Here is a 6,679-nt window from a genome sequence, read left to right on the forward strand (position 1 = left end):
CGCTCTGTCTCTCATGTGCTCTCTTTGCTAAGGCGGTCGACTGCCCAGGGCAAGAGCTCCTTGGCCACCACAAGGCTGAACGGCCTCACCAGTGAACGAAGTTCGGCGCAGGCGGAAGGGCCGAGCGTGCTGTAAGGGAGGGCCGCCAGTCTGTCGGTGGTGTGCTCGATCTCCGCCCTGCGCCGCATACCGTCCTCGGTCAAGGTCAGGTGGGGTCCATCGTCGAGCCATCCGCGCTCGCGCAGGTTCTGTACGGCCTGCCCCCACTGCTCCGGCGTCCATGCCCGCGAGTCGCGCAGCACCTCTGCGCCGATGTCGCCTGTGGCGGCGTGCGTGACGAGAGCCTCGAGCCCGCTCAGTCCGGCAGCCAGTAGTGCCGCCACGTGACCGTCGCCACGGAACTCCCGCAGCAGAGTCTGCGCGTGCCAGAGCACGAGGTGGGGTGCGCTCGGCCACGGCAGTGCGGCGTGCGCGGCGAAGAGCGGGCGGCCTTGTGGCTGGCGCACGGCTACTTCAGCAGCGGTACGGGCCAGGTCCGCTGCGCGGGCCAGTGCCGGTGAGGAGATGTCCGCGCCGAGGATGCGGCGGAGCGTGGCGTCGATCCCTGCGAGCCGGGCGGCGGTGAACTGCTGCGGTGTGGCGGCCTCCCATGCCGCGGGTATGGCTCGGCGCACCAGTTGGGGATTGAAGTTGTAGAACGTGGCAATGACCAGATCCGCCGGAGCGGCGCCGAGTGCGGCGGAGCGGGACGCGAAGTACCCCGTCCTGGCGTCCACGCCCAACTCGGCGTACTTGCCTGAGGATTCGGGCGAGAAGTAGACGGCCCCGTGGTAGGGCTCAAGGGTTCTCCAGGTCTGGCGTGCTGCGAGGGCCAGTCTGTCGCGGTCCGTGTTCTGCGTCATGAGGGGTCGCCGTCCTGTGGCGGATGAAGCACTGCTGTTCATCGAGCACGCGACGGCGCGTGGGACACACCCATTCGTACCGTCTAGTCGGTACGCTATCGGAGAGCGGCTCCAGGGGCTACCGCCCTGCAACCAGTTCTCTCCTGACCGAGAGGCGAATCCATCCGCGGTACGCGACACCGTTGGTGCGGGCCCTGATGGGGCTGACGCACCATCAGGTGGCTCGGCCGTCAAGAAACTCGGCCGCATGCCCGACGGCGGCGGCCACAGAACGCTGGGCCGCCGAGCCGGCCGGGCAGCCCGTGGCGGCATGCGCTTCGGCGAGGCGTCCGAGGCGGCTGCGGGACGGTCTCCCGGCTGATCGGCACCCTCGCCGCCGCGGGCGAGGAGGCGCGCTGGGCCGCGATCCGCGCTGATCCACGGTCCGGCGCCGTTCAGCGCGGCCGTCGGCGTCGGACTGTCCCTGTCGCGGCTCTTGTTCCTTCGGGGCGCCCCCGCTTCAGACTCGACGGCCGCCTCCAGGGCTGCCAACTGCTCCGCGTCGAGGATCATCCCGGCGGCGTGGTGATGGGCCCAAGACGTCACGGAGTCCACGCTGACCAGGCCCATGTCGGTCTCACGCGCGCGGCTGCTTCGGGGATCAACGCCTCCATCAACTGCTGGAAGGCTCCCTGCCCCACCCAGATGCGGAAGCGGTCGTAAGTGCTCTGTCAGGGCCCGAACTCGTTCGGCAGGTCGTGCCAAGGGCTGCCGGTGCAGAAGCGCCACATCACCGCGTTGAAGTTCCGCAGGTCGGATATTGGCCCGACTGCGGCGATCGGGAGATGAGGCGCGATCAGGGCCCACTGCTCGTCGGTGAGATCGCCTCGCGCCATGACTGACGATCCGTCAAGACCGGGCCTCGGTACGCAGACGATCCACCGAATCGTGATCCGAACTCCAGACAGGACCTAGTCGGCCCCGACCACCGCGATGTCGTGCGGCGACCGCGGATCGATTTCGTAGTGGGTGCCGAACTGGCTGCTGAAGCCGATCACCCGCACCCTCTGCCCCTGCTTCAGGCCGGAGACGTCGATGCCGGTCTGCACATTGACGAAGACCGGCACGGGGCCCGAACCGTCGTCGACGGACAGCTTGTACCCATAGGGGAGGTCGCTCGTGGGTGCTTGAGTGATCCCGCCGACGACTTTGACGAGCCTCCCCTCGGTGGCCTCTCCGACTCCGGCGGTGCCGACCCGCTCCGGTTTCACCGGCCGGCCCTTGTGACCGAGTTCGACATCGGAAGGATCGGCCGGGACCAGGGTCAGCAGTCCGGAGCTGTCCCGCAGCGTGCCGGTGATGCGTGCGCGCCGATACGGGTACGCATGCACGTCGCTGTGCAGGCTGACGTAGATACCGGCGGTCCTGTCCTGGAGCCCGAATCCCTTGTCGCCGAAGCTGGATTCGAAGGCACCGGAGGGAGTCGTCACCGAGCCCGCCACGGTGACCACTGTCCCGACCGGCAGGCCGCGGGCCTGGGCGATCGAGATCGTCTTCGCCTGCGGTGCGGCGACTGCCGAACCGGTCCCCAGCGGCGCCGCCATCAGGGCGAGCAGGGGTGCGATGAGCAGCATGAGAAGCCGACGGGTCAGGCCCATGAATGCACTGTCCTTTCCGAAAACCGATACCTCCCAAGTGTGCGTGCACACCACGCACTTCACACACACGCGCCGACCGTCGAGTGACGCTTGGTCAGGGCCGAACGCTGCACGTAAGTGCCACCTGGAGTGACAGGTGTGGCAGTAGCTCTCGGCCTGCTCCGGCCTGGCGTCGGCCGGCATCGGGCCGAGCGGTCCGGGCAGCTGGGAGGCGCCACCCGGCCAAGCCAGCCGGATCGAGCCGGTCCTGCGCGCAGCCGCCGGTCACGGCCAGCTCCCGGTGGTCGTGCACGGAGCCGCACCGACCACCGAGGGCGACCTGACCACCCTGGCCGGCCTCGCGACCGCTATCCGGCAGTTCCCCTGGTGATCAGCCAACTAGGCGGCGCGCACTGGCTGACCGCAATCGAGGTGGTACGGGGCACCCCGAACATGTTCCTGGAGCTGTCGACGGCCAGCATCATCTTCGCGGTCCGACTGGCGATCAACGAAGTACCCGACCGCACGCTGTTCGGCTCGGACGCCCCCTACGGCGACCCGGTTCTCTCCCGTATGACCGTCGAACGCGTCACGCGCCCAGGAACAGTGCGCGCCCGCGTCCTCGGCGACACCCTCGCCGAACTGCGAAAGATTGCCCACGTACGGCCCGTTGGAATGTGACTCTCGGTGATCGTAGCGGAGACTCGGCGAATCTCCGGGGGTGCGTACGCGCTTGCGCTCAGAAGACGTGGTGGAGTCCCCTTCGGGGAATCCGGAAACGGTATTGCGTCGTGGAGCGTCACGGTCAGGCGCCTTGCGGGTGGAGGTCGAGTGCGATGTACGGGGCGAGTGCGTGCAGGAAGTCCGGTGCGTCGAAGATCTCGCCGGCGGAGGCGACACCGACAGTCCTGGTGCGGCCGGTCAGGACGCGTTCGAGGGCCTCGGCGACGAGGGGTGCGGTGACGGCGTAGATGTCCTGGCCGCCGGCCGTGGCCCGACGTTCGACTCCGCCGGAGCGTACGACGGCGTCGACGAGGAAGGTCTGGTCCGAGCGCCCGCTCGGGTCGGCGGCGGTCGGGGCCGGTGTGTGTAGGGCGGCGACGTCGCGGACCGCCTCAACGGTCATGTAGGTGGTCACGTCGGGGATGGACAGGTGCTGGGGAACGGTGACGACGTCCGCCATCGTGAACTCGCCGATCACCTCCCGGACGCCCATCGGTTCCGGGAAGGTCCACTGAAGGGCGGGCGGGGCGTCGGTGCGGCGCTCCCACTGGCCGCCGCTGTAGCGCAGGCGGACGCCGCCCCGGCGCTCGCGGGAGACGGCACCGGACAGGCGGGTGCCTGCGGTGGGGTGCCAGCTGCTGAGCGCGTAGGCGATGTGGGCCTCGTCGGCTGCGGTCCAGTCGCCCATCGCCGCGGTGGCCAGCAGGTCGCCGAGGCCGCCGAAGAAGGCCATGGCCGGGACGATCACCGCTCCCGCGTCCCGGGCCCGCTCCTGGTAGTGGGCGAAGGTGTCGAGGTTGGCCTCAAGCTCGGCGGCCACGTCCAGGTACGGGATCTTCGCACGGAGCGCGGCCTCGATCACGGGACCGGTGGTCGTCGCGAAGGGACCCGCGCAGTTGATGACCGCCACCGCGCCCGCCAGGGCCCGGTCCAGCGACGCCGCATCCTCGGCCGACGCCACCCTGGCCTCAAGGCCGTGCTCGTCGGCCAGCTCCCGCACCGCCTGGGCGTTGCGCCCGGAGGGCACCGGGATGTATCCGCGCGCGGCCAGCTCCGCGACCACGAACCGCCCGGTGTGACCGTAGGCGCCGAACACCGCCACCTGCTGACCTGAGCCCATGAGACTGCCCCCGTTGCGCTGGAACACCCGCCGCGATGTCGATCCGCCGCGACCTGACACGCACATCCTGTCCTCGTGGCAGCACCCCGCACGAGCGTCGGAAACGACATGACGCGTACAGTTTCGGACATGCCCACCGTCGCGCTGGCCGTCACCGACGGCATGCTCCACTACGAACTGTCCGTGGCCATCGAGATCTTCGGCGCCGACCTGACCCACATCGTGGACCCCTGGTACGACTTCTCCGTCTGCGGAAGCGGTCCGGTGCACGTCGACCGCTTCCGTCTGGCGCCCGACCACGGACTCGACCATCTCGCGCACGCCGACACGGTGATCATCCCCGGCTGGGCCGACACCGACCGTGAACCGCCCGCAGACCTGGTCCAGGCGGTGCGCACCGCCCACGAGGCCGGCGCCCGCGTGGCCTCGCTGTGCACGGGCGCCTTCGTCCTGGGCGCGGCCGGACTGCTCGACGGCAGGCGCGCCACCACCCACTGGGCCCACACCCGGGAACTGGCCCGGCGCCACCCGGCGGCCACCGTGGACCCGGACGTCCTCTACGTCGACAACGGCGACGTCCTCACCTCCGCGGGCAAGGCCGCCGCCATGGATCTGTGCCTGCACCTGGTCCGCCTCGACCACGGCTCGGCCAACGCCAACAAGATCGCCCGCCGCCTGGTCATCCCACCCCACCGCGACGGCGGCCAGGCCCAGTTCATCGCCACCCCCCTTCCCGAGCCCGGCAACCACCCCCTGGGCGGACTCTTCCCCTGGGCGCTGGAACGACTGGACCAACCGCTCACCGTCGAGGACCTGGCCCGCCAGGCCCGCATGAGCTCACGCCACCTCGCCCGCCACTTCAAACACCTCACCGGCACCACCCCCCTGCAGTGGCTCCACACTCAGCGCATCCGCCACGCCCAGGAACTGCTGGAAACCACCAACGCCACCGTCGACACCATCGCCACGGCCACCGGCATGGGCACCGCCACCACCCTGCGCCGCCACTTCCACCGCAGCGTCGGCGTCCCGCCCGACACCTACCGCCGCACCTTCCGCCCCCAAGAGGCAGTCCCGAGCCCGCATGACGCAAGCTGACACTTCACGGTCAGTAGCCATCGACGGCCAGTGGGCTCCCCACCTCCTGGCCGCCGATGGGGAATTTCAACTGGCTACTGTCACCACTGCCGAAGAACTTCCAGACGGTTCACCTCCGCTCGCGCGGAGAGCACTCTTGGGGGACGTCGAGCGCGCCCTCGCTTCGCGGTTCCCACCCGCTCAGGCGGGGAGCCTTCACCGGTTCGATCGGATAGCGCGGGGCCACGATCCGGGTCCTCGCCTCGCTGGCGTACACGTGGAAGGGAGCGGCGCGCTGCATCGCCTTGATCACCCCGCGCAGGTAGGGGCGCAGCTCGGGCACGTCGTGGTTGGAGGCTGTCAGCCAGTACGGCAGGTCCGTAATCGCGCCGAGCACATCGACCGGGTCCGCGTCCGACAGCGGCTCGTACAGCGGGGACTGAGGCGCCGGTAGCCGGACAGCCACGACATCGTCCGCTCGATCACCCAGCGGCGACGCCCTAATCGTTCACCGGACTCGACTCCTTTGCGGGCGATACGTACGCCGATGTGCTTACTCCACAGCCATTTCCGCAGGTGGGGAACGTCGTACGCTTTGTCCGCATGGAGCCGCTGAGGCTTGAACTACCGGCTGCGGCAGGGGTCGTGTTGCGTTGGTGACCCTCCACCATGGGCTTCAGCCCTTCGCTGTCGTGGACGTTGCCAGCGGAGACGCCGACGACGAGGGGCAGTCCGTTCACGTCCGACAGGATGTGCATCTCCAACTCCACGTTCCCCGCCCCACACCGGGTCCACGTCCGCCTCACCACGTAGGACACGGTCCAAGCTTGACGTTGTCGCCCGTGGTAGAACACAGCCTCGAACTTGCTGACGTCTTCGTCTGAGTGTCTGACGTGAGAGCGGCCTTCGCCTGATCCTGTGCTCCGTCACAGAGGCACTTGACCAGGACGAAGGCCGTAGCAATGAGTCTGCTGCAGCGGGATGTCCCGCGGGATGCGTTTGCCGAACTGGCCCCGTACGCGGTGGTGGGAGGAGCAGCTCCACCAGCGTCCACTGCTCATCCGTCAGGTCCGACGGATACCCCCCGTACCGGTCACGGCCAGCTCAACGACCACTTCCGCAACGGGACACGCCAGATCTCAAACGCGGTCTAATACTGCAACGGTGCTTGTCGTGACTGTTGGCCAGTTCGCTCGTTGGTCTGGTTATGGGTGGGGGCCACGCTGGTGTCGGGTTGTGGG

7 protein-coding genes and 1 pseudogene are annotated in these 6,679 nt (G+C 68.9%); 2 read left to right on the forward strand and 6 right to left on the reverse strand.

Annotated features, from left to right (window positions below; translation table 11 throughout):
* Positions 1-11: 11 nt before the first annotated feature.
* The 3 genes from ACWDAG_RS46055 to ACWDAG_RS46065 form a co-directional block, all read right to left on the reverse strand.
* Complete coding sequence (locus ACWDAG_RS46055; RefSeq protein ID WP_450701568.1) at positions 12-902, reverse strand: SCO6745 family protein; 891 nt, start codon at positions 900-902, stop codon at positions 12-14.
* A 710-nt stretch (positions 903-1,612) separates the two neighbouring features.
* On the reverse strand, positions 1,613-1,777 hold the full coding sequence (locus tag ACWDAG_RS46060; RefSeq protein WP_450701569.1) for a transposase: 165 nt from the start codon (positions 1,775-1,777) through the stop codon (positions 1,613-1,615).
* A 75-nt stretch (positions 1,778-1,852) separates the two neighbouring features.
* A complete protein-coding gene (locus ACWDAG_RS46065; RefSeq protein ID WP_450701570.1) occupies positions 1,853-2,539 on the reverse strand; it encodes a hypothetical protein in 687 nt (228 codons plus the stop codon).
* A gap of 366 nt (positions 2,540-2,905) precedes the next feature.
* Between ACWDAG_RS46065 and ACWDAG_RS46070 the strand changes: the two genes are divergently transcribed.
* On the forward strand, positions 2,906-3,199 hold the full coding sequence (locus ACWDAG_RS46070) for a hypothetical protein (protein ID WP_450701571.1): 294 nt from the start codon (positions 2,906-2,908) through the stop codon (positions 3,197-3,199).
* Between the two features lie 124 nt (positions 3,200-3,323).
* On the opposite strand, the gene ACWDAG_RS46075 is transcribed toward ACWDAG_RS46070, so the two are convergent.
* On the reverse strand, positions 3,324-4,361 hold the full coding sequence (locus ACWDAG_RS46075; protein WP_450701572.1) for a saccharopine dehydrogenase family protein: 1,038 nt from the start codon (positions 4,359-4,361) through the stop codon (positions 3,324-3,326).
* Between the two features lie 129 nt (positions 4,362-4,490).
* Here ACWDAG_RS46075 and ACWDAG_RS46080 point away from each other — a divergent pair, with 129 nt between their 5' ends.
* Positions 4,491-5,459 (forward strand): helix-turn-helix domain-containing protein, encoded by a 969-nt coding sequence (locus ACWDAG_RS46080; protein WP_450701573.1) that lies wholly within the window; start codon positions 4,491-4,493, stop codon positions 5,457-5,459.
* Between the two features lie 109 nt (positions 5,460-5,568).
* Here ACWDAG_RS46080 and ACWDAG_RS46085 read toward each other — a convergent pair whose 3' ends face one another.
* Both ACWDAG_RS46085 and ACWDAG_RS46090 read right to left on the reverse strand, forming a co-directional pair.
* Positions 5,569-5,904: a putative antirestriction adenine methyltransferase gene (locus tag ACWDAG_RS46085; RefSeq protein ID WP_450701574.1), complete on the reverse strand. Its 336-nt coding sequence runs from the start codon at positions 5,902-5,904 to the stop codon at positions 5,569-5,571.
* Positions 5,871-6,199, reverse strand: a pseudogene (locus tag ACWDAG_RS46090) (transposase); the annotation flags it as partial. The gene ACWDAG_RS46085 and the pseudogene ACWDAG_RS46090, both read right to left, overlap by 34 nt.
* Positions 6,200-6,679 lie beyond the last annotated feature (480 nt).

The organism is Streptomyces sp. NPDC001157 (assembly GCF_053598255.1).